The organism is Cognatilysobacter xinjiangensis, from assembly GCF_014651995.1.
GTDB classification, from domain to species: domain Bacteria; phylum Pseudomonadota; class Gammaproteobacteria; order Xanthomonadales; family Xanthomonadaceae; genus Cognatilysobacter; species Cognatilysobacter xinjiangensis.
In genome coordinates, this window is sequence record NZ_BMXY01000002.1 from 75,016 (window position 1) to 98,730 (window position 23,715).

24 protein-coding genes and 1 pseudogene are annotated in these 23,715 nt (G+C 70.6%); 9 read left to right on the plus strand and 16 right to left on the minus strand.

Annotated features, from left to right (window positions below):
- Positions 1–47: 47 nt before the first annotated feature.
- From IE066_RS08810 to IE066_RS08820, 3 genes are all read right to left on the minus strand, one after another.
- Positions 48–431, minus strand: coding sequence for a response regulator (locus IE066_RS08810; protein ID WP_189449037.1), 384 nt, complete (start codon positions 429–431; stop codon positions 48–50).
- A gap of 116 nt (positions 432–547) precedes the next feature.
- On the minus strand, positions 548–943 hold the full coding sequence (locus IE066_RS08815; protein WP_189449038.1) for a GFA family protein: 396 nt from the start codon (positions 941–943) through the stop codon (positions 548–550).
- Positions 940–2,496, minus strand: coding sequence for a tetratricopeptide repeat-containing sulfotransferase family protein (locus IE066_RS08820; RefSeq protein WP_189449039.1), 1,557 nt, complete (start codon positions 2,494–2,496; stop codon positions 940–942). Before IE066_RS08820 ends, IE066_RS08815 begins: the two co-directional genes overlap by 4 nt.
- Before the next feature lie 133 nt (positions 2,497–2,629).
- On the opposite strand from IE066_RS08820, the gene IE066_RS08825 reads away from it, so the two are divergent.
- Positions 2,630–3,031 carry an ExbD/TolR family protein gene (locus IE066_RS08825; RefSeq protein ID WP_189449040.1) on the plus strand — a complete coding sequence of 134 codons (402 nt, stop codon included), beginning with the start codon at positions 2,630–2,632 and terminating at the stop codon, positions 3,029–3,031.
- A gap of 44 nt (positions 3,032–3,075) precedes the next feature.
- Here the strand turns inward: IE066_RS08825 and IE066_RS08830 are convergent, their stop codons facing one another.
- The 4 genes from IE066_RS08830 to IE066_RS08845 form a co-directional block, all read right to left on the minus strand.
- On the minus strand, positions 3,076–3,333 hold the full coding sequence (locus IE066_RS08830; protein WP_189449041.1) for a hypothetical protein: 258 nt from the start codon (positions 3,331–3,333) through the stop codon (positions 3,076–3,078).
- Positions 3,334–3,468: 135 nt separating this feature from the next.
- A complete protein-coding gene (locus tag IE066_RS08835) occupies positions 3,469–3,780 on the minus strand; it encodes a hypothetical protein (protein ID WP_189449042.1) in 312 nt (103 codons plus the stop codon).
- 174 nt (positions 3,781–3,954) lie between these two features.
- Positions 3,955–6,066: a M13 family metallopeptidase gene (locus tag IE066_RS08840; RefSeq protein ID WP_189449043.1), complete on the minus strand. Its 2,112-nt coding sequence runs from the start codon at positions 6,064–6,066 to the stop codon at positions 3,955–3,957.
- A 68-nt stretch (positions 6,067–6,134) separates the two neighbouring features.
- Entirely contained in the window at positions 6,135–6,572 is a 438-nt protein-coding gene (locus IE066_RS08845) for a hypothetical protein (protein WP_425488923.1), read from the minus strand.
- Between the two features lie 158 nt (positions 6,573–6,730).
- Here IE066_RS08845 and IE066_RS08850 point away from each other — a divergent pair, with 158 nt between their 5' ends.
- Positions 6,731–8,665, plus strand: a complete 1,935-nt coding sequence (locus IE066_RS08850; RefSeq protein ID WP_229790754.1) for a M61 family metallopeptidase — start codon at positions 6,731–6,733, stop codon at positions 8,663–8,665.
- 122 nt (positions 8,666–8,787) lie between these two features.
- On the opposite strand, the gene IE066_RS08855 is transcribed toward IE066_RS08850, so the two are convergent.
- Entirely contained in the window at positions 8,788–9,696 is a 909-nt protein-coding gene (locus tag IE066_RS08855; protein WP_189449047.1) for a sensor domain-containing diguanylate cyclase, read from the minus strand.
- Between the two features lie 162 nt (positions 9,697–9,858).
- Here IE066_RS08855 and IE066_RS08860 point away from each other — a divergent pair, with 162 nt between their 5' ends.
- Both IE066_RS08860 and IE066_RS08865 read left to right on the plus strand, forming a co-directional pair.
- On the plus strand, positions 9,859–11,070 hold the full coding sequence (locus IE066_RS08860) for a L,D-transpeptidase family protein (RefSeq protein ID WP_189449048.1): 1,212 nt from the start codon (positions 9,859–9,861) through the stop codon (positions 11,068–11,070).
- Positions 11,071–11,141: 71 nt separating this feature from the next.
- Positions 11,142–12,014 (plus strand): 5'-nucleotidase, lipoprotein e(P4) family, encoded by an 873-nt coding sequence (locus tag IE066_RS08865; protein WP_189449049.1) that lies wholly within the window; start codon positions 11,142–11,144, stop codon positions 12,012–12,014.
- Positions 12,015–12,083: 69 nt separating this feature from the next.
- Here the strand turns inward: IE066_RS08865 and IE066_RS08870 are convergent, their stop codons facing one another.
- A complete protein-coding gene (locus tag IE066_RS08870) occupies positions 12,084–12,332 on the minus strand; it encodes a KGG domain-containing protein (protein ID WP_189449050.1) in 249 nt (82 codons plus the stop codon).
- A gap of 219 nt (positions 12,333–12,551) precedes the next feature.
- Here IE066_RS08870 and IE066_RS08875 point away from each other — a divergent pair, with 219 nt between their 5' ends.
- From IE066_RS08875 to IE066_RS08885, 3 genes are all read left to right on the plus strand, one after another.
- Positions 12,552–13,136, plus strand: coding sequence for a YdeI/OmpD-associated family protein (locus IE066_RS08875; protein WP_189449051.1), 585 nt, complete (start codon positions 12,552–12,554; stop codon positions 13,134–13,136).
- A 169-nt stretch (positions 13,137–13,305) separates the two neighbouring features.
- A complete protein-coding gene (locus IE066_RS08880) occupies positions 13,306–14,922 on the plus strand; it encodes a diguanylate cyclase domain-containing protein (protein WP_189449055.1) in 1,617 nt (538 codons plus the stop codon).
- 58 nt (positions 14,923–14,980) lie between these two features.
- Positions 14,981–15,961 (plus strand): NAD(P)H-quinone oxidoreductase, encoded by a 981-nt coding sequence (locus IE066_RS08885; protein WP_229790755.1) that lies wholly within the window; start codon positions 14,981–14,983, stop codon positions 15,959–15,961.
- On the opposite strand, the gene IE066_RS08890 is transcribed toward IE066_RS08885, so the two are convergent.
- The 5 genes and pseudogenes from IE066_RS08890 to IE066_RS08910 form a co-directional block, all read right to left on the minus strand.
- Positions 15,962–17,566 (minus strand): MFS transporter, encoded by a 1,605-nt coding sequence (locus IE066_RS08890; RefSeq protein ID WP_189449058.1) that lies wholly within the window; start codon positions 17,564–17,566, stop codon positions 15,962–15,964.
- Positions 17,567–17,611: 45 nt separating this feature from the next.
- Positions 17,612–18,409: an MOSC domain-containing protein gene (locus IE066_RS08895; protein ID WP_189449060.1), complete on the minus strand. Its 798-nt coding sequence runs from the start codon at positions 18,407–18,409 to the stop codon at positions 17,612–17,614.
- A 31-nt stretch (positions 18,410–18,440) separates the two neighbouring features.
- Positions 18,441–19,616 (minus strand): mechanosensitive ion channel family protein, encoded by a 1,176-nt coding sequence (locus IE066_RS08900; protein ID WP_189449062.1) that lies wholly within the window; start codon positions 19,614–19,616, stop codon positions 18,441–18,443.
- A 178-nt stretch (positions 19,617–19,794) separates the two neighbouring features.
- Positions 19,795–20,949 (minus strand): annotated as a pseudogene (locus IE066_RS08905) (PilT/PilU family type 4a pilus ATPase); the annotation flags it as partial.
- A 111-nt stretch (positions 20,950–21,060) separates the two neighbouring features.
- Positions 21,061–21,339: a DUF3297 family protein gene (locus tag IE066_RS08910; RefSeq protein ID WP_189449066.1), complete on the minus strand. Its 279-nt coding sequence runs from the start codon at positions 21,337–21,339 to the stop codon at positions 21,061–21,063.
- A gap of 93 nt (positions 21,340–21,432) precedes the next feature.
- Between IE066_RS08910 and IE066_RS08915 the strand changes: the two genes are divergently transcribed.
- Positions 21,433–21,810 carry a hypothetical protein gene (locus tag IE066_RS08915; RefSeq protein ID WP_189449068.1) on the plus strand — a complete coding sequence of 126 codons (378 nt, stop codon included), beginning with the start codon at positions 21,433–21,435 and terminating at the stop codon, positions 21,808–21,810.
- A 225-nt stretch (positions 21,811–22,035) separates the two neighbouring features.
- The gene (locus tag IE066_RS08920; RefSeq protein WP_115647238.1) at positions 22,036–22,242 is read left to right on the plus strand and encodes a cold-shock protein; all 207 of its coding nucleotides are present in this window, start codon (positions 22,036–22,038) and stop codon (positions 22,240–22,242) included.
- Positions 22,243–22,584: 342 nt separating this feature from the next.
- Here the strand turns inward: IE066_RS08920 and IE066_RS08925 are convergent, their stop codons facing one another.
- Complete coding sequence (locus IE066_RS08925) at positions 22,585–23,190, minus strand: PAS domain-containing protein (protein ID WP_189449070.1); 606 nt, start codon at positions 23,188–23,190, stop codon at positions 22,585–22,587.
- Between the two features lie 61 nt (positions 23,191–23,251).
- Positions 23,252–23,620 (minus strand): DUF3247 family protein, encoded by a 369-nt coding sequence (locus tag IE066_RS08930; protein ID WP_189449072.1) that lies wholly within the window; start codon positions 23,618–23,620, stop codon positions 23,252–23,254.
- Between the last annotated feature and the right edge of the window lie 95 nt (positions 23,621–23,715).

The window sequence follows — 23,715 nt, forward strand, 5'->3', positions numbered from 1 at the left end:
CCAGTGTCCGGTGGGGCTGCTGCCAGCGTGGTGTCAGCAGCCGACGCTCAGGCGACGCGCCGGATCGCCATCGACGGCAGGGCGGCCACGGCATCCCGGAACGCCTCCACCTCGAAGGGCTTCTGGCAGACCGGTACGTGTGCGAAACGCTCGGGCAGCCGCGCGCGTTCGTTGGCGGTGGCGAACAGGAACGGGATGCCGCGCGCGACCAACGCATCGGCCACCGGGTACACGACCTCGTGGCCGAGGTTGACGTCCAGCACCGCGCCGTCCATCTCGGGCACGCGCTCGATCAGCGCGAGCGCGTCGCCGACCGTCGCCACCGGGCCGAGCACGACGGCGCCGAGGTCACCCAGCACGTCCGCAAGACCCAGTGCGAGTACGAATTCGTCCTCGACCAGCAACAGTCGCAGCCCCTCGATCCCGTCCATCGTCCCTTCGCTTCACGCCCGCGGCGGGCGACGTGCATAGCCTGCGCGGGGCGGCGTTGTGCCCACGCGAAAATGCACCGCCTGCACGCACGTTCGCCTCGGACTCGCTGACGCGTTCAGAGACCGAGGGACGCGAGCCCGGCCATCGCTGCAGCGCGGTCGCCGTCGTTGAACGGCGTGATGCGCAGGTCTTCGATCGCGACGTGATCGAGGCAGCGCGCGTTGACGCTGTAGCCGTCGGGATGGCTGCGCGGCACGTAGAAGCTCTTGATGCCGCAGCGGCTGCAGAACAGGTGCCGCGCGGTGCCGGTGTTGAACCGGTACTCGGCCAGTGCGTCCTCGCCGCGCAGCAGGCGGAAGCGCTCGCGCGGCACGATGAGGTGCAGGAAGCCGGTCATCGCGCACATCGAGCAGTTGCAGTCGAGCACATGCAGCGGCGCGGGCGCATCGACCTCGAAGCGGACGGCGCCGCAGTGGCAGCCGCCGGAAAGCGTGGCAAGGGCGTTTGTCATCGGGGCGTGTCGTTCGTCTCGTCGAGCAGTTGCAGCAGCGGGTCGAGCAGGTCGCCATAGCGACGCCAGCGATCGACCGAATCGGTGTTCATGGCGCGCCGTACCTGCGCCGCGCTCGCCGTCGCCGCGGCCGAGGCGTTGTGCTGGAAATCGAGGCAGGCGGGCGACCAGTCCAGGCCGCAGAAGTCGAGCATCCGACGCGTCTGGCCCTCCTGGTCGGCGACGAGGTCCTCGTAGCGCACATCGAGGATGCGCCCGGGAAGCCGCGCCTGCCAAATCGCCATCAGGCGCTCGTAGCGCAGGAAGTAGCGCGCGGTGTCGGCGAGGTCGAACGAGTAGCGGTGGTACGGCGAATCCGGCGAGAACAGCTGGCGGAAGTTGCTGAGGCAGGTGTCGACGCGGTCGCGCCGCATGTGCACGAGGCGCGCGTTGGGCAGCGCGCCTGCGATGAAGCCGGCGAACAAGAAGTTCTGCGGGAACTTGTCGACCAGCCGCGCGCGATCGCCACGCAGCGCGCGCGTGCCCTCAACGTAGTGACGGCCGAGCGCGGCCCAGTCGCCGAAGCCCGTCAGCCCGAGCGGAATGTCGGCCAGCGATCGCGCAGGACGGCCGGCCATGCGCTGCATCGCGGCGCCGAAGTGGCCGAGTTCGCCGCCCGAGGCGACCTCCGGGTGCGAGGACAGGATGCGGTCGACCAGCGTGGTGCCCGAGCGCGGCATGCCGAACACGAAGATCGCGCTGTCGTCCGCATCGCCGTCGCCGGGTCGCGTGCTCGCGAACGCGGCTTCGATCACGTCGAACAGGCGCGCGTCCTCGGCCGATGACGAACCGAGCGTCGCCGCATACGCGCGCTTGCCGTCGACCAGATGGGCGAAGGCCTCGGGAAAGCGGCCCCGGTCCTCGAGTTCCTTGGCGAGTGCGAGATGCAGGTGCAGGCGCGCATCGGCATCGTCGCCGCAGCGCGCGAGCACGTCGGCGAACCAGTCGAGGTGGTGCGCGTCGCCGCGCCACGGGCGCAGCTGCGCGAGCGCAAGGTAGCCGCGCCAGTAACGCCAATCGTTCCGCAGGCAGGCGAGGTAGTTCGCCTCAGCGCCGTCGATGTCGCCGAAGTACATCAGCGATGTCGCGAGGTCGAAGCGGTAGTCGGCGCTGCCGGGCGTCAGCCGCGCCGCGCGCCCGAAGGCCTCGGCGGCGCGCTCGTGCGCATGCGCGCGGGTGTAGACGGTGCCGAGCGTGTCGAGCGCGGCGGCGTCGAGGTCGTCGCGCTGCAGCAGCGCATCGGCGACCGCGCGCGCCTCCTGCAGGCGATGGCATTCGACCAGCGCGCGCGCCAGTTGCGAGGCGGCGTCGATGCGCCCGGGCGTCGTGATGCGCTGCAGGTGCGCGACGGCCAGCGGCGCATGGCCGAGCTGCATCGCGGCCACGCCGGCGATGTAGTGCACGTCCGGATGCTCGAGCGCGAGCCGCGCGGCCTCGCCGGCATGGCCGTAGGCGCCGCGCCAGTCGCGTCGGTCGAAGGCGTCGAAGGCGCGTGCGAGCAGGGTCTGAAGCATGCGGGGCGGCCGGAGCGGGCGGCCAGCCTACGCGATGCGCTTTCCGCCGACCACGTCACGCCGCGTCTATTGCGGGTCCCACAGACGCAGGCGTACGGTCGAATCGGGCATCCCGCCCGCTGGAGGATCGACGATGGCCGCATCCACCTACGCACCCCGCCTGCGCAACGACGCGATGGCCGAAATGAACGTCACGCCGCTGGTCGACGTCATGCTCGTGATGCTGGTGATCTTCATGATCGCCGCGCCGGCAATCACCAAGACGCTGCCGATGAACCTGCCGATTCCGTCGGAGACGCCGCCCGAGCCGCCGCCGCGCGCAGAGCTGAGGGTCGATTCCAACGGCGGTTTCGTGCTCGACGGCCGTGTGCTGAACGAGGCGGGCCTGCAGGCCGCGCTCGACGACATCGCGCGCCGCGATCCGACCACGGTGCTGAACGTCAGTGCAGCCGCCGAGGCCGAGTACCAGGGCTTCGCGACCGCGCTGGCGGCGGCGCAGGGCAGCGGCCTCGGCAACATCGCGATGGGCGACTGAAACAACGCGCCGGGGCGGCCGCGGTCGCCCCGGCGTCGTCGCGGTCAGCGGTTGGCCGCGTCGAGATCCTTCAATGCCGCGCCGATCGCCTCGCGCACCACGTCGATGACGTTGCTGGCGGCACCTTCCACTTCCGGCAGATTCGCCAGCATGTCCTCGAACAGCTGGCGGCGATCTATGCCCGTCTGGCGCGACACCGCGTTCGTGGCTGCCAGCACCGTCACCGCCACGCCCACCGACATCTCGCCCAGCGCCTGGCCGACGGCTTCGGCCACGGCGCGCGCCAGTTCGTTCTGGTCCATCGTGCTCTCCTCGCAGGTACCCGCGTCGGGTGATACACGGGCGCGCGATCAGTCGTCGTGACGGGCGCGTAACCACGGATGCGAAGACGCCGCGCGGTGCGCGGCGTCCTGTCGACTCGATTCGGAGCGGCCTTCTCAGTGGCCGCCATCCTTCAGCGACGCGGTGATCGGCGCGGCGCGGCCGCCCGGCGCCGCGGTCCGGGTGGCCACGGATGTGTCGCCGGGGGTGGACGCGGCACGTTCGGCGTCGCGCTGCTCGCGCGCCACGCGCGCCAGCTCGGCAATGGCTTGGCCGAAGCGGTTCTGCGACTTCGGCTTCGATTTCACTGGCGCTTCGGCGGCGGCCGCGGCTGCCTGTCCATCGGCCGGGACCAGCGCCGCATCATGGGCCTGCGCGGCGAGCGGCAGCGCGAGAGCGAGCGCGGCGATGATCGGGAAGCGGCGCATGGCGGAACCTCGTACGGCGTGATCGGTGCGCGCAGCCTAGGAAGCGCCGTGTGGCCCATCGTGTGAAATGAACGCAGCGACCTTTCACGCGTATCGATACGGCTCAGCGACGTGGGCGCAGCGTGATCGCCAGAACGAGGAAGCCCGGCTTGCGCCGGGCTACGTGTCACCACCTCACCACACCTTCACCCGTTGCTCTGGCGCGAGATAAAGCGCCTGCCCGGGCTGCACGCCGAACGCCTCGTACCAGGCGTCGATGTTGCGCACGGTCTGCGCGCGATAGCGGCCGGGCGCGTGCACGTCGGTGAGGATCGCGTTGCGCATCGCCGCGTCGCGGTACTTGCTGCGCCAGGCCTGCGCGAAGCCGAGGAAGAAGCGCTGCTCGGGCGTGAAACCGTCGATCGTGCGCACCTCGCGGCCCTGCAGCGACAGGCGGTAGCCGTCGAGCGCGGTGGCGATACCCGCGACGTCGGCGATGTTCTCGCCCAGCGTCAGGTCGCCGTTGACGGCGAGGTCGGGGAACGGCTTGTAGGTGCTGAACTGCGCCGACAGCGCCTTGCCGGCGGCGTCGAACTTCGCGAAGTCCTCCTTCGTCCACCAGTTGTGCAGGCGGCCCTGCGCGTCGAACAGCGCGCCGGTGTTGTCGAAGGAATGGCTGATCTCGTGGCCGATCACCGAGCCGATCGCGCCGTAGTTCACCGCGTCGTCGGCGTTCGGGTCGAAGAACGGCGGCTGCAGGATCGCGGCGGGGAAGATCAGGCGGTTCTCCAGCGGCACGTTGAGCGCGTTGATGATCTGCGGCGTCATGTACCACTCGTCGTGGCTGACCGGCTGCGAGAGCTTGGCCAGGTTGCGGCGGTACTCGAACATCTCCGCGCGCTCGGCGTTGCCGACCGGATCGTCCGCGCGCACTTCCAGCGTCGAGTAGTCGCGCCACTTCGACGGATATGCGACCGCGACCTCCAGGCTGTCGACCTTCGCCTTCGCCGCGGCCTTGGTCTGCGGGCTCATCCAGTCCAGCGCGTCGATGCGGCGGCCGAACGCGGCGACGATGTTGCGCACCATCTCCTCGGCGCGCGCCTTGGTCTTGGGGTCGACATGGCGCGTGACGTACTCGCGGCCCACCGCCTCGCCCAGCGCGTTGCTGGTGGCCGAGACGGCACGCTTCCAGCGTTCGCGCTGCTGCGGCGTGCCGTTGAGCGTCCTGTCGTAGAACGCGAAGCGCTCGTCGGCGAAGGCGCGCGGCAGGTAGCTGGAGGCGCGGTCGATGGCGTGGAAGGCGAGGTAGTCCTTCCAGGTCTGCAGCGGCTGCGAGGCGGCGAGCTGCGAGATACCCGCGACGGCCCTGGGCTGCCAGACGATGAAGTCGCGCTGCGAGGCGAGGTCGGCGGCCTGCATGAAGACCGGCCAGTCCAGCCCCGGCGCCTTGCGCGCGAAGTCGGCCTGCGTCCACGCGTTGTTGCCGGCCTCGACGTCGTTGGTCTGCTCCTGCGTGGCGTGCACGCGTGCGATCGCCGTTTCCAGCGCGAGGATGCGCGTGGCCCTGGCGGCGGCATCGTCGATGCCGGCCAGCTCCAGCACCTTCTGGACGTGCGCCTGGTAGGCCTTGCGGATCTCCGCGGCGCGGCCACCGTCGAGATAGAACGAGCGGTCCGGCAGGCCCAGGCCACCCTGCACGAGGTAGGGCACGTTGCGCGAGGGATCGTTGAGGTCCTGCGTGATCCACAGGCCGAACGGGCGATCGGTGTAGTAGTCGGTGGCGTTGAGCAGGTCGACGTCGGCGCGCAGTTGCTCGCCGAACTCGCGCGCGAGCGCGCGGCGGTCGCCGATCCCCGCGATCGCATCCAGGCGCGGCTTCACCGGCGCCAGCCCGCGTGCTTCGATGCCGGCCTCGTCCATGAACGCGGTGTAGTAGTCGCCAACCTTGCGCAGGTCGCCCGTGGCGCTACCGTCCTTCGCCGCGCCCTCGATGATGTTGCGGACCTGCTTCTCCGTCTCCAGCGCGATGCTGGTGAAGCTGTTGTAGCTGGAGCGATCCGCCGGAATCTCGGTATCGCGCATCCAGCCGCCGTTGGCGTGCAGGTAGAAGTCGTCGCCGGCGGCGACCGCGCGATCCATGCCCGCCACGTCGAAGCCGAAGCTGCCGAGCGCGGGCGTGCCTGCGCGCGCGGGCGCGGGTGCCGCGGTGGACGCGGGTTCGGACGTCGTCGTCGCGCAGGCGGCGAGCCCGGAGACGAGCAGGGCGGTAACGGCGGTGGTCAGCAGGCGGCGGGGCAGCGGACGCATGGGGGATCCGGGTGGGGAAATTCCGCCGAGCCTACCGGGCCTGCCGCGCCCGCCGCGTGTATCGGAAGTCAGCGCTCGCTGATGATGAAACTGCCGAACGAGATACCGAGTTCGACGCCTTCGCCCTTGCCGGCCAGCGCCAGCGAGACCGGGCCCTTGGTCACCACCTGCGCCTTGGCGGCCTTGCCGGCGGCCGCATTGGCCTCGCCGGTGGCGTAGCCGCCCAGCACGTCGCGGATGCTGCGCACACCGGCGAATCTGCCGGTGCCATTGTCGATGCGCGACTTGCCGAACGTCAGCCCGCCGCCCTTGGCTTCGATCTTCACCGGCAGCGTCTGGCCGTTGCTGCAGCGGACCGTGCCGGTGCCGGTGGAATGCTTGTAGATCGCGCTCCAGCCCGTCATCGAGAAGCTCAGCGAGCAGGACAGGTCGGCCGCCGCGGCGGGGAGCGCGGCGAGGGAAAGAGCGCTGGCGACGATCAGGTGTCGGATGTTCATGGTGGACATGCGAGTGGACCGGTGCCGGAGTATCGCGTCGCCGGCATGAAGGCCGCGCGTCTGCTGCGCCGCACGATGTGACGCGTTGCCGATCGTTGCAAACGGCACACGCGCAAGGCCCGCCCGCGCCCGTAGGATCGGCCGCCTGCCCATCAACGGACCGCCGAATGCCCCGTCCTGCCCGTCGACTGCTTCCGCTTCTCTGCGCCGCCGCCTTCGCGGCGATGCCGGTTTTCGCCCAGACGGGCGCCCATGGCGCCCATCCGCTGTCCAGCCCGCAGGTGCCGCTGCCCGCGGACACGTCCTATCCGGGCACGGTATCGATCACGGTGGACGCCACCGACCTCGCGCGCCGCATCGTGCGCATCCGCGAGGAGATCCCGGCGCAGCCCGGTCGCCTCACGCTGCTGTATCCGCAGTGGCTGCCGGGCAACCACGGCCCGTCCGGTCCGATCGACAAGCTGGCGGGCTTCGCCTTCACCGCGAACGGGCAGAAGCTCGCGTGGACGCGCGACCCGCTCAACGTCTACGCCTTCCACCTCGACGTGCCGGCGGGTGCGACCTCGGTCGTCGCCGAGTACCAGTACCTCACGCCCAGCGACACCTCGCAGGGCCGCGTGGTGATGACGCCGAACCTCGTCAACCTGCAGTGGAACGCACTGGTGCTGTACCCGGCCGGCCACTACGCGAGCCGCATCGACACCGCCGCGACGGTGAAGTACCCGGCCGGCTTCACTGCCGCGACCGCGCTCGACGTCGCCAGCAAGCAGGGCGACACGGTGACCTACCGCAACGTGCCGCTGGACATCCTGGTCGACTCGCCGGTGTTCGCCGGCCGTTATTCGAAGGTGATCGACCTCGCGCCCGGCGCGAAGGTGCCGGTGCGCCTGAACGTGTTCGCCGACGAGGCCAAGTACCTCGAGGCCAAGCCCGAACAGATCGCCGCGCATCGCCGCATGGTCGAGCAGGCGGTCAAGCTCTACGGCGCGCAGCACTACGACCACTACGACTTCCTTTTCTCGCTGTCGGGCCAGATGTCGGGCATCGGACTGGAGCACCAGCGCTCCAGCGAGAACGGCGAGGATCCGGAGTACTTCACCGGCTACGACGCGAAGTCCGGTTTCTCCGACCTGCTCGCGCACGAGTACACGCATTCCTGGAACGGCAAGTACCGCCGCGGCGCGGACCTGTGGACGCCGAACTACAACGTGCCGATGCAGGACTCGCTGCTGTGGGTCTACGAGGGCCAGACGCAGTACTGGGGCAACGTGCTCACCGGGCGCGCCGGCATGCGCACGCCGCAGGCCTCGATGGACGCGCTCGCGCTCACCGCGGCGACGTATGCGGAAAACCGCCCGGGCCTTTCGTGGCGCGGCGTGCAGGACACCACCAATGATCCGATCATCGCCCAGCGCCGGCCGAAGTCGTATCGCAACTACCAGCTCTCCGAGGACTACTACTCGGGTGGCCAGATGATCTGGCTCGAAGCCGACGCGCGCATCCGTGCGAAGACCGGCGGCAGAAAGTCGCTCGACGATTTCGCGCGTGCGTTCTTCGGCGTCAACGACGGCGAGTGGAAGGTGCAGAACACCTACACCTTCGAGGACGTGGTGCGCACGCTCGACGGCATCGTCAAGGACGACTGGTCCACGTTCCTGCGCGACCGCCTGGACGGCCGCGTGCCGCTCACCGGCGGGCTGGACGCCGCGGGCTGGCGCCTGGTGTTCAAGGACGAGCCGAACGCGCTCGCGCAGGCGTCCGGCAAGTCGGGCAACGCCGATTTCGTCTATTCGATCGGCCTGTCGATCGGCAAGGACGGCAAGGTGGCGGACGTGCGTTGGGACAGCCCGGCGTTCAACGCCGGCATCGGCACCGGCATGACCATCGTCGCCGTGGACGATCGCGAGTACAGCAAGGACGTGCTGGTCGACGCGATCAAGGCAGCGAAGGGCGGCAGCGCGCCGATCCGGCTGATGGTCAAGACCTTCGACCGCTACCAGACGATCCCGGTCGACTACCACGACGGCCTGCGCTATCCGCACCTGGAGCGCATTCCCGGCAAGACCGACCTGCTGACCGCAATCTACGCGCCGAAGCGCTGACGACGATGGCCGGGCGGCGTGGACCGTCGCCCGGCCGTCACGACGTGTCGCCGCGGCTGGCGGGCCTGATCCTCGCGCGGAGCGGCTACGCGCAGTTGCGCAGCGACCCGCGCTGAGCGCGGTCAGCCGCGGCGTTGCGCATTCTTGGCGATGCCGAGCTGCGCGTCGGCGCGCAGGTACACCGACTCCGGCGACTCCGTCGGCGAAGCCGCGACCGCCAGACCGTGCAGCACGCGCGCGCCGAGCTCGCGCTCCAGGCCGGCAAAGCGTCCACGCAACGCCGCCAGCGCGGCCTCCGGTGCGTCCCCGTGCAGCAGCGCGATGAACTCGCCGCTGCCGGTCACGCGGTTCACGCTGTCGCCGCGCGAGAGCACCGATTCGAGCAGGCGGTCGACCTCCTGCAGCGTGCGCTCGACGGTGCGACCGCCGTGCTGCGCGACGAGGTCGGCGAAGGCCTGCACCTCGAAGATCGCGATCGCGTAGGGCTGCGCGTTGAGCGTGTCGGCCGAGGTCGCGATCTTCGGCTCGAGCTGCGCCGCGCGCTGAAGCTCCAGCTCGCGGCGGCGGCCTTCCATCAGGTTCATGGTCAGCCGCGCGAGCGATTCCAGCGCGGCGCGCTGGCGGTCGTCGAGGGTGCGCGGCTGGTCGTCGATCACGCAGACCGTGCCGATGGCCGCGCCGCCCGGCGTCACCAGCGGCATGCCCGCATAGAAGCGGATGCCGACGTCGCCGGTCACCAGCGGGTTGTCGCGGAAGCGCGGGTCCTGCATGGCGTCGGGCACTTCCATGATGCGGTCGGGCGTGCGGATCGCGTGGTCGCAGAACGCGTCCTCGCGCAGCGTCTCCGTGGCTTCCAGGCCCACGCGCGCCTTGAACCACTGGCGTTCGCGGTCGATCAGCGAGACCAGCGCGGTCGGCGCATCGCACAGCATCGAGGCGAGACGGGCGATGTCGTCGTAGGCGGCCTCGGGAAGGCTGTCGACGATGCGGTAGAGATCGACTTCGCGCTGGCGCTCGGCTTCTGTCGGCATGGACGCAAGGGGAGGTGGATGAGTGCCCAGTGTCGCGCAAGCGGCGTTAGATGGCCGCCAACGTCGCCGCATGAACGGACGCCGCGTTCGCGGCGCGGGATTCACGCGTCACCCACCGGCCGTGCCAAGGATGGAAGGCCCATCGCCTTCGCCGTGGTCCCGATGCCCGCACTCCGTCCGCTCGCCCTCGCCCTGAGCCTCAGCCTGCTCGCCGCCTGCAACGTCTCGCCCGCACCGTCGGACGCCGATACCACGCCTGCGGCGCCCGCCGACACCGCCGCGACGACCGGCAACGGCGTGCCCGCCAGCGCCACCGGTACGCCCGGTATGCAGGACGGCCAGCCCGGCGCGCCGGGCAATGCCATGCCTGTCGCGCCCGGCGATGCGCTCGACGCGCTGCCCGTGGCCGCGGCCGAGGCGCAGCTCGCCAAGGACGATCCGCTGCGTGCGCAGGTCCTGCTCGAACGCGCGTTCTTCTCGCCCGGCGAGATCGACGGCGCCAAGGGCAGCAACATGGCGCGCGCGGTGAAGGCGTTCCAGGCTTCCAACGGCCTCAAGGCGACCGGCACGCTGGACGCCGCGGCCTGGGAGCTGCTCAATCGCGATACGGCGCCGGTGCTGGTCGAATACACGGTCACCGCCGAGGACCTCGCGGGCCCGTTCGCCAAGACGCCGGGCGAACCGATGGCGATGGCCGAGCTCGACGCGCTGCCCTACGAGTCGGTGGAGGAGAAGCTCGCGGAGAAGTTCCATATGAGCCCCGCGCTGCTGCGCAAGCTCAACCCGCAGGTGACGTTCCCGGCCGGAACCGAGGGCGGCTCGGACAAGGCCGCGAAGACCGACGCCAAGCCCAAGACGGCACCATCGACGGACGCGAACGCCACGCCGTCGGCCTCTGGCCCGCTCGCAGCAGGTGCCAAGCTCACCGTGCTCAACGTGATGCCGGCCGAGCGCTTCCCGGCGCCCGCCAAGATCGTGGTCGACAAGTCCGATTCCGCTCTGCTGCTCGTCGACGCCGCCGGCAAGACGGTCGGCCAGTTCCCGGTGACCACGGGCAGCGCCCAGTTCCCGTTGCCGATCGGCGACTGGAAGGTGACCACCGTGCAGCAGAACCCGGTCTGGCATTACGACCCGAAGCTGATCGCGGGCAGCAAGAAGACCGACAAGAAGGCCGAGGTGCCGGCCGGCCCGAACAACCCGGTGGGCACGGTCTGGATCGGCCTGACCAAGGCGCACTACGGCATCCATGGCGCGCCGCATCCCGAGCGCATCGGCAAGACCGAATCCAACGGTTGCATCCGCATGACCAACTGGAGCGTGCAGGCGCTCTCGAAGGTGGTCGCCGAGGGCATGCAGGTCACGATGCGCGAATAACGCGGCGGCCGTCGTGTCGCCGGACGGGCCGACAGCCTAGACTGTCGGCCCGTTTTCGTGCGACCGACACCATGCGCCCGACCTGGTCCCTGCTGTTCCTCGCCCTCGCGCTCACCGGCTGCCACCGCGATGCCGTGCGTGACGCCGCCCCGCATGAGTCGGTCGCGTCCGTGCCGGCCGACGACAACCTCAATGCCGTGGCGTGGATGCAGACCTCGGCCGAATACCGCGCCAATTCGCTGCAGACCTACCGCGCCGCGATCCGCGAGCTCGATCGCGCCATCAAGGACCGTGACTGGGACGCGCTGGCGCCATCCGAGCGCGCCAACCCCGCGCGCGGCCTGCCCCCGGCGGTGGTGTTCGACGTCGACGAGACCGTGCTGGACAACTCGCCGTACCAGGCGCGCCTGGTCGTCGCCGGCACCGAGTACAGCGAGCCCGAGTGGGACAACTGGGTGCGCGAGCAGAAGGCGACTGCCGTTCCCGGCGTGCTGGAGTTCGCGAAGGCCGCGCAGAAGCGCGGCGTCGCGCTGTTCTTCATCTCCAACCGCGCCGTGCACCTGAAGGACGCGACGATCGCCAACCTGCGCAGCGTCGGGCTCGACATCAGGGACGATTCGTTCCTCGGTCTCGGGACCGTGGTGCCCGACTGCGAGCAGCAGGGCAGCGACAAGAACTGCCGTCGCCAGCTGATCGGCCGCAAGTACCGCGTGCTGATGCAGTTCGGCGACCAGCTCGGCGATTTCGTCGAGCTCGCGCCCAATACCGTCGCCAACCGCGACACGGTGCTAGAAGCGCATCGCGACTGGATCGGCGAGCGCTGGTGGGTGCTGGCGAACCCGACCTACGGCTCGTGGGAACCGGCGCTGTTCGACAACAACTACCGCCAGCCGCGCGATGCGCGCCGCGAGGTCAAGCGCGAGGCGCTGCGCCTGGCGAAGTGATGCATCCGGCGCGGACATACGAACGGCGCGGGATGGATGCCCGCGCCGTGGTTCGCCGAACGATTGAACTCAGCGCTGGTTGCCGCCGCGGCCGCCACCACCGCTGGACTCGCCGCCCTTGCGGCCGGCTTCGCGGGCCTCCTGCGAATCGAACTCGTGCGCGTTGCCGCTGCGGTGCGCGGCCTTGCCGCCTTCCGAGGCGATCTCGCGCTGCTGCTCGCGATCCATCGACGCGAAGCCACGCCCGCTGCCCTGGTTACCGCCCTGGTTGCCGCCCTGGTTGCCGCCGCCGCGATTGCTGCCCTGGTTGTTCGCCATGTCCGATGCCCTCGTGCTGTGGAAGAAACGTCCGGGCGCAGTTGACGCCCGCATGCAGTCTTCGCGGTCTGTCGTAAGCGTTTCGGCATGCGCGCGTGCATTCGGATTAACCGCATTCACGGCCCTGAGCGACGGTTGTGCGCGCGCCGGTTCAGATGCACGCGGCGCGCCGATCGGCGACATTGGTGCAACCGCCGCCCTGCATCGCGAAGCCCCGTCATGACCGAGCTCGACCCGCGCGTGGACGCCTACATCGCCGCGGCCGCCCCGTTCGCGCAGCCACTGCTCGCGATCCTGCGCGAGCGCCTGCACGCGGCCTCGCCGGCATTCGTCGAGACGATCCGATGGGGTATGCCGACGCTGCTGCACGAGGGCCGCATCCTCGCGCACGTCGCCGCGTTCAATCGCCACGTCGCGCTGGTGTTCCGCGACGCCGAAGCGGTCGGGGAGGCCGCGCCCGGCGCGATGGGCCAATTCGGCCGCTTGACGCGCGTCGAGGAACTGCCGGATGCGGCGACGATCGCGGCGATCGTGCAGCGCTCGATCGCGCGCATCGCCACGCCCGCGCCGCCGCGGCCGCGCACGCCACGCGCGATGCCGGCGCTGCCGGATGCCTTCGCGGCCGCGCTGCGCGCACAGCCCGCCGCGCAGGCCGGCTTCGACGCGCTCGCGCCCGGCCAGCGTCGCGACTACGTCGAGTGGATCGTCGACGCCAGGCGCGAGGACACACGCCAGCGCCGAATCGTGCAGGCACTCGAGTGGCTGGCGCAGGGCCTGCCGCGCGACTGGAAATACCGGCGTTGAAGCCGGCGCGGCCACGGCCGATAACCTGCCTGCGATCCGCCCCCGTGGTCGCGCGCTGCGGGCCGCTGTCCGCCGGAGATGCCGCCGTCAGTCCCCCGTTGCACGCCGCACCGCCTTCGGCCCGCTCCGCGCCGGCCGGCACTCGCGTGCGCGGCGGAGGACCGTGGCGATGAGCCGCGCCTCGCTGCGCCGCCAGCTGGTCACCGGCGTCGCGCTGGTGCAGTTGCTGCTGATGGGCGCGTTCGTCGTGCACGGCGCGCTGCGCCAGCGCGCGGATCTCGAGGCCGCGGCCACGCGCCATGTCGCGCAGGCGGCGGTGCTGGTGGCCGACGACCTCGCGCTGGCGCTGCAGGCCGGCGACGCCGTGGCCGTCGACCGCAGCGCGCGCCGCCTGCTGGCCGACGACATCGTGGCCGGCGTCGAGATCGTCCGCCCCGACGGCCGCCTCGTCTGGAGCTCGGGCGACACCACGGGCGCCGCGACCTATCCGCTGCGCTACGACGGCCGCGAGGTCGGCCGCCTGCGCCTGTCCGTCGACCGTGCCGACATGGCGCGTGCGCTGGCGGCCGCGGTGCGCGACGGGCTGGCCTTCGCGCTCGGTGCGCTGCTGCTCGGCCTGCTGCTGTCTCTGGCGCTCGCGCATGCGTTGACGCGTCGCCTGTACCGCCTTCTGGAAGTCGCCGACGCGATCCGCGAGGGCCGCCACGACCTGCGCGCACCGCCCAGCCGCGTGCACGAGGTCGGGCGCCTGGTCGAATCGTTCAACGGCATGCTCGACGCGATCGCCGAGCGCGAGCAGGCGCTGGCGCGTGCGAACGACGCACTGGAAACGCGCGTCGAGGAACGCACCGCGGAGCTCGCCGAGAGCATCGCCAACCATCGCGCCATCCTCGAGCAGGCCAACGACGCCTTCGTGATGCTCGACGAGGAAGGCCGCATCGTCGAATGGAACCGCGCCGCGCGCACCACCTTCGGCTGGACGCGCAGCCAGGCCTACGGGCGGCTGTTCTCCGAGTTGATCCTGCCCGAGGACGAGCGCGAGGCCTTCGACGCCGACCTGCAGGGCTTCATCGCCACCGGCCAGACCGAGCGCATCGGCCGCCGCATCGAGATGCAGGCACGCACGCGCGACGGCCGCGACATGCCGGTGGAGATGAGCACACGCTCGCGCTGGCGTGGCAACCGGCGCTATTTCGACGCCTTCCTGCGCGACATCACCGAGCGCAAGCAGCTCGAGATCTCGCTGGCGATGCAGGCACTGCACGATTCGCTGACCGGCCTGCCCAATCGTCGCCTGCTGCTGGAGTCGCTGCCGCGCGCGATCCAGCGCGCGGACCGCAACGGCACCGCGCTCGGCGTCTACTTCATCGATCTCGACGGCTTCAAGCAGGTCAACGACACCTACGGCCACGAGGCCGGCGACGACGTGCTGCGCGAGTTCGCCTGCCGCATCCGCGAGTCGGTGCGCGCCGTCGACCAGGTGGCGCGCCTGGCGGGCGACGAATTCGTGGTGGTGGCCGAGGCCTTCGCCGATCCGTCGCCGAACGCCGAGGTCGTCGCGGCCAAGCTGCTGTCCGTGGCGGAGCAGCCTTACACGGTCGGCGGACAGCCGCGGCGCATGTCCTCCAGCGTGGGCTTCGCGATCTACCTGCCGCGCGCGGGCATCGACTCGCAGGCGCTGCTTTCGCGCGCCGACCAGGCGATGTACGCATCCAAGCGCGCCGGCAAGGGCCGCGCTACCGAATGGCATGCCGGCCTGCCGCCGGTGAGTGCGAACGCGGGCTGATCGACGCTACCGACGCGGTGCCCGCGCTAAGGTGCCGGCGCGAACGAAGGAGCCCGCGATGAGCCTGCCCGACACGATGACCGCGATCGCCGTGCGCGATGGCGCCGGCCCCGCCGAGGCGCTGCATGCCACCACCGTCGAACGGCCGACGCCCGCCGACGGTGAGCTGCTTGTGCGTGTGCGCGCCGCCGGCGTGAACCGGCCCGACATCCTGCAGCGCGAGGGCCGCTATCCGCCGCCGCCGGGTGCGCCGGCCACGCTCGGGCTCGAGATCGCCGGCGAGGTGGTGCAGGGCGCCGGCCGCTGGCGCACCGGCGACCGCGTCTGCGCGCTGCTCGGCGGTGGCGGCTATGCCGAGTACGCCGTCGTCGATGCGCGCCACGCGCTGCCGGTTCCCGGCGACCTCGACGACGTACATGCCGCGGCGATTCCCGAAACGTGCTTCACCGTCTACGCCAACGTGTTCGAGCACGGCGCGCTGAAAGCCGGCGAGACGCTGCTGGTGCACGGCGCAACCTCCGGCATCGGCGTGATGGCGATCCAGATGGCCAAGGCCGCAGGCGCACGCGTGATCGCCACCGCGCGCGGGGCGGACAAGGCGGCCGCCGCGCGATCCCTCGGCGCGGATATCGCCGTCGATACGACGGCCGAGGATTTCGGTGCGATCGCCAGGGACGCCGGCGGCGTCGACGTCGCGCTGGACATGGTCGGCGCGCCTTACCTGCGCGCCACGCTCGACGCGCTCAATACCGGCGGCCGCATCGTCTACATCGCCTCGCAGGGCGGCGACATGCTGGAAGTGCCGGTGTGGGCGCTGATGCGCAAGCGCGCGGTGCTCACCGGCTCGACGCTGCGCCCGCGCGATGCCGACGAGAAGGCGCGGCTGGCCGCGGAGGTCGAGCGCGTGGTGTGGCCGTGGATCGCCGACGGTCGCATCCGCATCGTCGTCGATCGCACGTTCCCGCTCGCCGAGGCGGCGCAGGCGCATGCGTTTCTCGAATCCGGCCGGCATACCGGCAAGGTCGTGTTGCTGCCCTGATCAGCGCTCCAGCGAGGCCTGGATGTCCTCCAGCCGCACGCCGCGCGTCTCCACGCCGTGGCGCAGCAGCATCAGCATCGAGGCCGCCATCGGCAGCGCGATGAGGATCGCCGACAGCGCGAACTGCTCGAAGAAGCCGAACACGCCGAGGCCCGCCCCGAGGATGCCGCCGAGCTTGGAGCTGGCGGCGATCACGCCCGAGCCGGTGCCGCGCAGGTGCACCGGGTAGATCTCCGCCGCGTACGGAATCAGCATCGCGATCACGCCGCTCACGCTGACCAGCAGCGCGGCCACCACGCAGATCACCGCGGCCTGCGCGCGCACCTGCATGAGGCCGAGCGCGGCGAGGGCGAGCAGCGCCAGCACTGTCAGGCCGATGAACAGCACCAGCGCGCGATAGCTGCTCCAGCGGTGGTACAGCCAGATCACCACGCCGATGCCGGGCAGCGCGTAGATCGCCGACTTCGCCAGCAAAGCGCTGGTGGCCTTCGCGTCCACGCCCAGCGCGGTGAGGTTCACCGGCAGCCACAGCAGCACGCCGAAATTCACCAGCCCCCAGGCGATGCCGCAGACCACCAGGCCGATGGTGATGCGCGCATGCCGGCCGCGCATCAGCGCGCGCATTCCCGTGGCCGCGTGCTGCTCGTTGATCACCGGCGGTCCGGGATGCGCGGCGTCGTCGCGCTCGATCGCATCGGCGGCGCCACCGGAGAACTTGCGCAGCACCGCGCGGGCCACGTGCTCGAGCCCCGCGTTGGACAGGAAGCGCGGCGACTCGGGAATGAAGCGGTTGAGCGCGATGATGATCGCGCCGGTCGGCAGCCCGAGCAGCCACAGCACGCGCCAGCTGAACATCGGCTCCAGCGTGGCCGCGGCGCCCGCCGCGAGCAGGTAGCCCGCCGACGTGCCGATGCCGCCCAGCGCGACCAGCAGCCAGCCTCGATGCGCGGCGGGAATGGTCTCGGCCATCAGCGTGAAGGTGATCGGCAGCAGGCCGCCGGCCGACGCGCCCATCAGGAAGCACATCACCAGGTTCCAGCCGAAGCTCGGCATCGCGCCGCAGATGGCGGTGCCGATGAACATCAGCGCCGACAGCAGGATGGCGCCACGTCGCCCCGAGAGATCGGCGATGCGGCCCCAGATCACCGAGCCGACCGTGGTGCCGGTCAGTGCGACCAGCGCGAGCAGGCTCGCGGTGGGCTTGGCGATGCCGTACTCGCTGCTCATGCCCGGCACCACGAAGCCCAGCGTCGCGGGCTTCATGACGTCGATGGCGAGCGTCACCACCAGCACGGCGACGAGCTTCCAGTGCTCGACGTTGAGCGGCACGCCATCGGCGATGTGGAACTGTAGCGGTGCGCCGCCGCGCGCCTGGCGCATGCGCGCGAGCCGCGGCATCAGGCCGTAGGTGGCGAACGCGAGGCCGACCGGGATCGCGGCCATGCCGAGGATCATCCCGGTCGTCATCGGCATGCCGACCATCTGCCAGTGCGTGTGGCGTCCCATCAGGAACATCGGCGCATGGCCGAACACGCCCGCGGTGATCAGCAGGCAACCGAGCCAGAAGGCCCACGGATGGTAGAAGGAAATCCCGCTCGCTTTCATGAGGCCCCCGTTTGGACGCGACAGTCTACGGGCGCCGCGCCGGCCTCAGGCCAGCGGTACCACCGCATCGCCGACCCGCAGCACGCCGGTGCCGCGCGGGATCAGGTTCATGCCGAAGGTGACGCCCTTGGGCGTGCGGCGGTACTCCATCAGCGTGCGCAGCGGCTCGCCGTCGGCATCGCGCGTCATCGTCGCGGGATCGAGCGTGGTGAACACGCAGCGCGTGCAGGCCTTCACCGCGTCGAACTCGATGCCGCCGATACGCACGCGGCGCCAGCCGTCCTCGGCATGCGCGGCGCTGCCGGCGACAACGAGGTTGGGGCGGAAGCGCGCCATCGGCACGGGCGAGGCGAGCCGTGCGTTGAGCCCGTCCAGCGCGGCCTGCGAAATGACCAGCAGCGGATAGGCGTCGGCGAAGCTGACCTCGTCGCCGGGCGCGGCGTAGTCGGGATCGACGGCGCGACGGGCACCCGCGTCCATGTGCACCAGGCGCGCGGGCGTGCCGAGCCAGGCGCTGAGCCAGTCCGCCGCGGCGTCGCCGGCGTCCTGTGCATGCACGGTGTCGTTCCAGATCACAACGGGCCGTCGTGGGGCATCGGGCAAGGGGACAGGCACGCGCAGCGTCGGCCTTCCGGGTGCGTCGAGCCGAAGCCCGTCGCCGTCCGGCAGCGCGCGGATGCCGACCATCTCGTTGCGCTGGCGCGCGGTGATGAAGCGCCCCGTGTCGTCGACCACCAGCCAGCGGCGATCGCCGGCGGGGCCGCGCGGCGTGATGTCGAGCGTGTCCGCGTCCAGCGGCGCGCAGGACTTGAGCGGGTAGAGATGGAGCGAGGCGACGTGCATGCGCGCATTGTGGGCGGTGCGCGCGCGGGCGTCAGCCGGGCGGGCGCGGCTCGGCCGGCGGCGCCTCGCCCGCCGCCTCGGCCCCGGGCGATCCGGTGTCGGTGGCGACCGCGCGCGCGCGCCGGTCCGCCGCCTCGACGCGCACGCGGTCCGGATCCGGTGCCACGGTGCCGCGGACGATGTTGGCGCGCATGCGCGGCAGCGCCTCGGGATGGTGCGCCAGCAGGAAATCGATCATTCGCTCGCGCACCGCGCAGCGCAGGTCGAACAGGTCGCCCGAATTGCGTGCGCTCACCAGCAGGCGCACCTGCACGGTGGAGCGGTCGGTCTCGACGATCTGCGCCACGCAGACGCGCCCGTCCCAGCGCGCGTCGGTCTCGCAGATGCGCTGCAGCTCGGCGCGCACCGCGTCCATCGGCGTGCGGTAGTCCAGCCACAGCATCGACGCGCCGAGAAGCTCGGCGCTGCGTCGCGTCCAGTTCTGGAACGGGTGCTCGATGAACCACTGCAGCGGCACCACCATGCGTCGCTCGTCCCAGATGCGTACCACCACGTACGCGCTGGTGATCTCCTCGATGCGGCCCCATTCGCCTTCGACGATCACCACGTCGTCCAGCCGGATCGGCTGGCTCAGCGCGATCTGCAGGCCGGCGATGAGGTTGCCGAACACCGGTTTGGCGGCGATACCGGCCACCAGGCCGACCACGCCCGCCGACGCCAGCAACGTGGTGCCCACCTGTCGCACCGCCGGGAACGTCATCAGCACGAACGACAGTCCCAGCAACGCGATGCCGCCCTGCGCGATGCGCCCGATCACGCGCGTCTGCGTCTGGATGCGGCGCGCGGCGAGGTTGTCGGCCACGTCCACCGGATGCTCGATGATGATCCGGTTCGCGATCGCGCCGACCGCGCGCACGCCCAGCCAGGTCAGGCAGAGCATCACGCCGATGCCGAGTGCGTGGCGCACCGAGGCGAGCCAGTCGGATCGAAGCGGCAACAGGCCCGAGGCGATCGCCAGCAGCACCAGCGGCAGCGCGATCGACGCGGGCGGCGCCACCACGTCGACGATGCGCGCGACGAGCTTGTCGCGGCGCAGGCGCGCGCGCCGCGACAGCGATCTCAGCAGGCGATTGATGACGTAGCCGGCGAGCAGCGCGGCCAGCACGATGCCCGCCGCACGCAGCAGGGTGTCCCAGTCGACCGACATGCAGGTCCTCCCGGAGGGCGGGCCATGCTGACCGGAATCGCGTAAACGCGAGGTGCCCGGCGCGTCAGGGCTGCGGCGTGCCCTGCGCGGCCTTGGCGCGCTGCAGGCGCTCGAGTTCGATCTGCTCGCGCTTTTCCTGTTGTTTGCGCAGTTCCTCGCGGCGGATCGCCTCGGCTTCCTCCGCACTCGGCGCGGCATCGAGCGAGAGCGACAGCCCCGCGGCCGCCGCCGGCTCGCCGCGACGGCTCTTGAGCTTGATGTTCAGGCGCAGTTCGTTGGCCGAGTCGGCGTTGCGGATCGCCTCGTCGTAGCCGATCACGCCCTCGTTGTAGAGCTCGAACAGCGCCCAGTCGAAGGTGCGCATGCCCAGCTCGCGCGACTTGTTCATGATCCCCTTGAGCTCGTTGAACTCGCCCTTGAAGATCTTCTCGGCGATCGTCGGCGTGTTGATCAGGATCTCGATCGCCGCCGCACGCCCCTTGCCGTCCTCGGTGCGCACCAGGCGCTGCGAGACGATCGCGCGCAGGTTCGCCGAAAGATCCATCAGCAGCTGCGTGCGGCGCTCTTCGGGGAAGAAGTTGATGATGCGCTCCATCGTCTGCGACGCGCTGTTCGCATGCAGCGTCGACAGGCAGAGATGGCCGGTTTCGGCGAACGCGATGGCGTGCTCCATCGTCTCGGCATCGCGGATCTCGCCGATCAGGATCACGTCGGGCGCCTGCCGCAGCGTGTTCTTGAGCGCGTGGTGCCAGCTGTGCGTGTCCACACCCACCTCGCGGTGGCTGATCAGCGACTTCTGCGACGTATGCGCGTACTCGACCGGATCCTCGACGGTGATGATGTGGCCCGCGCTGGTGCGGTTGCGGTGGTCGAGCATCGCCGCGAGCGAGGTCGACTTGCCCGAGCCGGTGCCGCCGACCACCAGGATCAGGCCGCGCTTCTGCATGACGAGGTCCTTGAGCACCTCGGGCAGACGCAGCTTCTCGAAGTTCGGGATCTCGGCCGCGATCGTGCGCAGCACCATGCCGACCTGGCCCTGCTGCACATAGACGTTGACGCGGAAGCGCGATACGCCGGGCACGGCGATCGCGAAGTTGCATTCGAGCTCGGTGGCGAACTCGGCGCGCTGCTTCTCGTTCATCAGCGCGCGCGCCAGCTGCTGGGTCACCGCGCCGGTGAGCTTCTGCGGGCTCAGCGGCGTCATCTGCCCGTGCGCCTTCATGCTCGGCGGGAAATCGTGCGCGATGAACAGGTCCGAGCCGCCGGCCTTCGCCATGGCGGCCAGGAGCTTGTGCATGTAGTCGCGGGCCTGGTCGTCGGTGAGCTGGGTCATGCGCGGCGATCGGGAAAGACCACCCGGTTAACGGCCGCGGGCGCAGCCGGTGAACCCATTGGAACGTGCGCGCCGTGGCGATCCCGCGATCACCCGGCGCGTCGGCGGGCCTCAGCCGGCCGTGGATTCCGGTGCGGCGTCCGCGGCGTCGGCGGGGAGCAGCAGGAACGGCTCGACCGTCCCGCGCAGCTTCAGCGTCATCGGCTGGCCGCGGCGGTCGCGCGCGCGGCCCGCGGCAACGCGGATCCAGCCTTCGCTGACGCAGTACTCCTCGACGTCCATGCGCTCGCGGCCGTTGAAGCGGATGCCGATGCCGCGCTCGAGAAGGGCGGCGTCGTGGAAGGGGCTGCGCGGATCGGTGGCGAGGCGGTCGGGGAGGGTGTCGGTCATGGGGCGGTGCTGCCTGGAAAACGGACCGGCATTATGTCCGACCGTGACCTCCCGCCCGCGCAGCCGTCACCGCGCGGGGCCTAGGCTTCGCGCATGAGCCCCGGATTCGACCTGTCGCTCGACCAGCGCGACCACTATCTTTTCGCCCGCGTCGATGGCCCCGAGGACACCTACGAGGTTTCCGTCGCGTACTGGTCGCGCCTGCGCGCCGAATGCGAGGCGCGCGGCACCCGCCGGCTGCTGGTCCTGGAGGCGCTGGAGGGAAACGCCGTTCCCAGCGAGGCCCGGCAGGTCGTGGAAGCCTTGGTACAGATGGGTTTCCACGACATCCGCATCGCCTACGTCGACGCCACCGAGGACGCCGCACTGCTGGTCAGCAGCGAGATCCGAGCGGCCCAAGCGGGTGTCACGGCACGTGTTTTCCGCCGCTTCGACGAGGCCGAATCCTGGCTTCTGGAAGGCGTCGCGTAGGCGGGCCCCGCGGGCGGACCCCTCCCCTCGCTGAAGAGGCGACGGACGGACGTTGCATTTGCTACGGGCAGGCTCTACGGTAGCCGCGCTGCTCCGGGGGTCACCGTGACCTGTGACCCGATGCTGTAGATCGCTGATCCGCTACATCGTTGCTAGATCACTCCTTGTGAACAGCACCATCGCCGCCAACCGGCGGCACCATCAATTGTTCCAAGGAGTTACACAATGTCCCGCGAAACCGGCACCGTGAAGTGGTTCAACGACGCCAAGGGCTTCGGCTTCATCAGCCGCGAGAACGGTGAGGACGTCTTCGTCCACTTCCGCGCGATCCAGACCCAGGGCTTCAAGAGCCTGAAGGAAGGCCAGAAGGTCTCCTTCACCGTGACGCAGGGCCAGAAGGGCCTGCAGGCCGAAGCCGTCCAGCCGGAGTAATCCTCCGCTGACCGCTCAGGTCGCACGATGCGAAAGCCCGGCTCACGCCGGGCTTTCTCTTTTTCGGCCTCCGGTTTCGTCGTCCCGTCGAAGCTCCGGGCCATTCGGTGGCACCGCAACGCGATTCGCGCACGACATTGCCGAGGCGGCGGTGGCTGCCACGCGTTGGGCGGTGGATGCCGGCGGTCTGCACTCCCCGCGCCGCGAGCGCGGCGCACGCGTCCTCGGGTGGAAGCCGCAGTGGTTGTTGCGCCGCCGCAGCCTGGAGCGTCGCGGGCCCGGGCGAGCACCGCGGGTGATCGTGCGAACGCGGACCGCAACCGACGCCTCGAACCCCGCCGATCAGTCGGCGTCGACTTCCAGATTGAGCACGCGATCGACCAGGCGGGTGATGTGGCGCAGGCGCTCGTCCAGCGCGGGATCGACCTCGCGCGTCGACCGCCGCAGCGGCGTGAGGCCGGCGCGGATGTCGCAGGCCAGTGCAACGAGTTGCTCGCCCTGCAGGCGCAGGCGCTCGCGCTCGGCCTGTGCGCTGCGGTGCTGGTCGGTCACGTCGACGAGCAGGTTGACGCCGCCGATGACCGCGCCGCCGTCGTCGAACAGCGGGCTCGCATAGCTCAGCGCCACGCGGCGAGAGCCGTCGGGGCGCTCGAGCTGCAGGCGACGGCCGTGGTGCGCGCGTCCATCGACGAGCGCACGCGCGATCGGCGAGGCCTCGTGCGGCATCGGACGGCCGTCCTCGTGGAAAAGCCGCAGGGCGCCGCACCAGCGCGGCCCTGCTTCACCGAGAGCGGGCCGGTGGCCCCATAGGGCCACGGCCTGCTCGGTGTAATGGGTGACGCGACCGTCGGCGGCGCAGAGACAGGCGCCGGCCGGCAGCACGTCCAGCAGACGACGGAACTGCGCGAACGCATCGTCGTCAGTCGTGGGGCGGGCGGAATCCTGCATCGGCATGCCCGACGTCGGCAGCGGGGGGCGCGAGGATTGGCGCGCTGCCGTGAAGCAGGCGTCAATGGGACGTATTCAGTTCGGACGCGACGAATGCGCGCTGTCGGACGCCCGGCGCGGGCCGCGGCTCGATCTCGTGGCGGTCGAGGTGACGCACCGAGACGATCTGGTCGAGGTAGAGATCGACCCACTGCGCCTGCTCGGGCTGTTCCAGTGCGGGTTGCTCGAGGCGCACGGTGCCGTTGGTGCCTTCGCGGCCGTCGGCGTCGAAGAACTGCATGGTCATCGGCCGGGCGGCGACGATGCCGCGCAGCACGCGGCCGTCGTCGAGGGTGAGTTCGACGTGCTGGTCGTTCGGCAGCTCGAAGATGCGGGACTGCAGGCGGTCGATGTCGACCTGGGCGGTATAGACGCGGGGGGCGATGCGCATGGCGATCCTCCTGATCCGGTCATGCTGCGGCGCCGCGCGGCAATCGACGGTGAAAAACCGCGGCTTCACGCCGGTGCGAGCGGCCGTTGGCGAGC

What these genes read in the sequence shown, in the direction of transcription:
- IE066_RS08810 (WP_189449037.1), bottom strand. Translation starts at nt 431, where the DNA reads ATGGACGGGATCGAGGGGCTGCGACTGTTGCTGGTCGAGGACGAATTC.
- IE066_RS08815 (WP_189449038.1), bottom strand. Translation starts at nt 943, where the DNA reads ATGACAAACGCCCTTGCCACGCTTTCCGGCGGCTGCCACTGCGGCGCC.
- IE066_RS08820 (WP_189449039.1), bottom strand. Translation starts at nt 2,496, where the DNA reads ATGCTTCAGACCCTGCTCGCACGCGCCTTCGACGCCTTCGACCGACGC.
- IE066_RS08825 (WP_189449040.1), top strand. Translation starts at nt 2,630, where the DNA reads ATGGCCGCATCCACCTACGCACCCCGCCTGCGCAACGACGCGATGGCC.
- IE066_RS08830 (WP_189449041.1), bottom strand. Translation starts at nt 3,333, where the DNA reads ATGGACCAGAACGAACTGGCGCGCGCCGTGGCCGAAGCCGTCGGCCAG.
- IE066_RS08835 (WP_189449042.1), bottom strand. Translation starts at nt 3,780, where the DNA reads ATGCGCCGCTTCCCGATCATCGCCGCGCTCGCTCTCGCGCTGCCGCTC.
- IE066_RS08840 (WP_189449043.1), bottom strand. Translation starts at nt 6,066, where the DNA reads ATGCGTCCGCTGCCCCGCCGCCTGCTGACCACCGCCGTTACCGCCCTG.
- IE066_RS08845 (WP_425488923.1), bottom strand. Translation starts at nt 6,572, where the DNA reads ATGTCCACCATGAACATCCGACACCTGATCGTCGCCAGCGCTCTTTCC.
- IE066_RS08850 (WP_229790754.1), top strand. Translation starts at nt 6,731, where the DNA reads ATGCCCCGTCCTGCCCGTCGACTGCTTCCGCTTCTCTGCGCCGCCGCC.
- IE066_RS08855 (WP_189449047.1), bottom strand. Translation starts at nt 9,696, where the DNA reads ATGCCGACAGAAGCCGAGCGCCAGCGCGAAGTCGATCTCTACCGCATC.
- IE066_RS08860 (WP_189449048.1), top strand. Translation starts at nt 9,859, where the DNA reads ATGCCCGCACTCCGTCCGCTCGCCCTCGCCCTGAGCCTCAGCCTGCTC.
- IE066_RS08865 (WP_189449049.1), top strand. Translation starts at nt 11,142, where the DNA reads ATGCGCCCGACCTGGTCCCTGCTGTTCCTCGCCCTCGCGCTCACCGGC.
- IE066_RS08870 (WP_189449050.1), bottom strand. Translation starts at nt 12,332, where the DNA reads ATGGCGAACAACCAGGGCAGCAATCGCGGCGGCGGCAACCAGGGCGGC.
- IE066_RS08875 (WP_189449051.1), top strand. Translation starts at nt 12,552, where the DNA reads ATGACCGAGCTCGACCCGCGCGTGGACGCCTACATCGCCGCGGCCGCC.
- IE066_RS08880 (WP_189449055.1), top strand. Translation starts at nt 13,306, where the DNA reads ATGAGCCGCGCCTCGCTGCGCCGCCAGCTGGTCACCGGCGTCGCGCTG.
- IE066_RS08885 (WP_229790755.1), top strand. Translation starts at nt 14,981, where the DNA reads ATGAGCCTGCCCGACACGATGACCGCGATCGCCGTGCGCGATGGCGCC.
- IE066_RS08890 (WP_189449058.1), bottom strand. Translation starts at nt 17,566, where the DNA reads ATGAAAGCGAGCGGGATTTCCTTCTACCATCCGTGGGCCTTCTGGCTC.
- IE066_RS08895 (WP_189449060.1), bottom strand. Translation starts at nt 18,409, where the DNA reads ATGCACGTCGCCTCGCTCCATCTCTACCCGCTCAAGTCCTGCGCGCCG.
- IE066_RS08900 (WP_189449062.1), bottom strand. Translation starts at nt 19,616, where the DNA reads ATGTCGGTCGACTGGGACACCCTGCTGCGTGCGGCGGGCATCGTGCTG.
- IE066_RS08910 (WP_189449066.1), bottom strand. Translation starts at nt 21,339, where the DNA reads ATGACCGACACCCTCCCCGACCGCCTCGCCACCGATCCGCGCAGCCCC.
- IE066_RS08915 (WP_189449068.1), top strand. Translation starts at nt 21,433, where the DNA reads ATGAGCCCCGGATTCGACCTGTCGCTCGACCAGCGCGACCACTATCTT.
- IE066_RS08920 (WP_115647238.1), top strand. Translation starts at nt 22,036, where the DNA reads ATGTCCCGCGAAACCGGCACCGTGAAGTGGTTCAACGACGCCAAGGGC.
- IE066_RS08925 (WP_189449070.1), bottom strand. Translation starts at nt 23,190, where the DNA reads ATGCAGGATTCCGCCCGCCCCACGACTGACGACGATGCGTTCGCGCAG.
- IE066_RS08930 (WP_189449072.1), bottom strand. Translation starts at nt 23,620, where the DNA reads ATGCGCATCGCCCCCCGCGTCTATACCGCCCAGGTCGACATCGACCGC.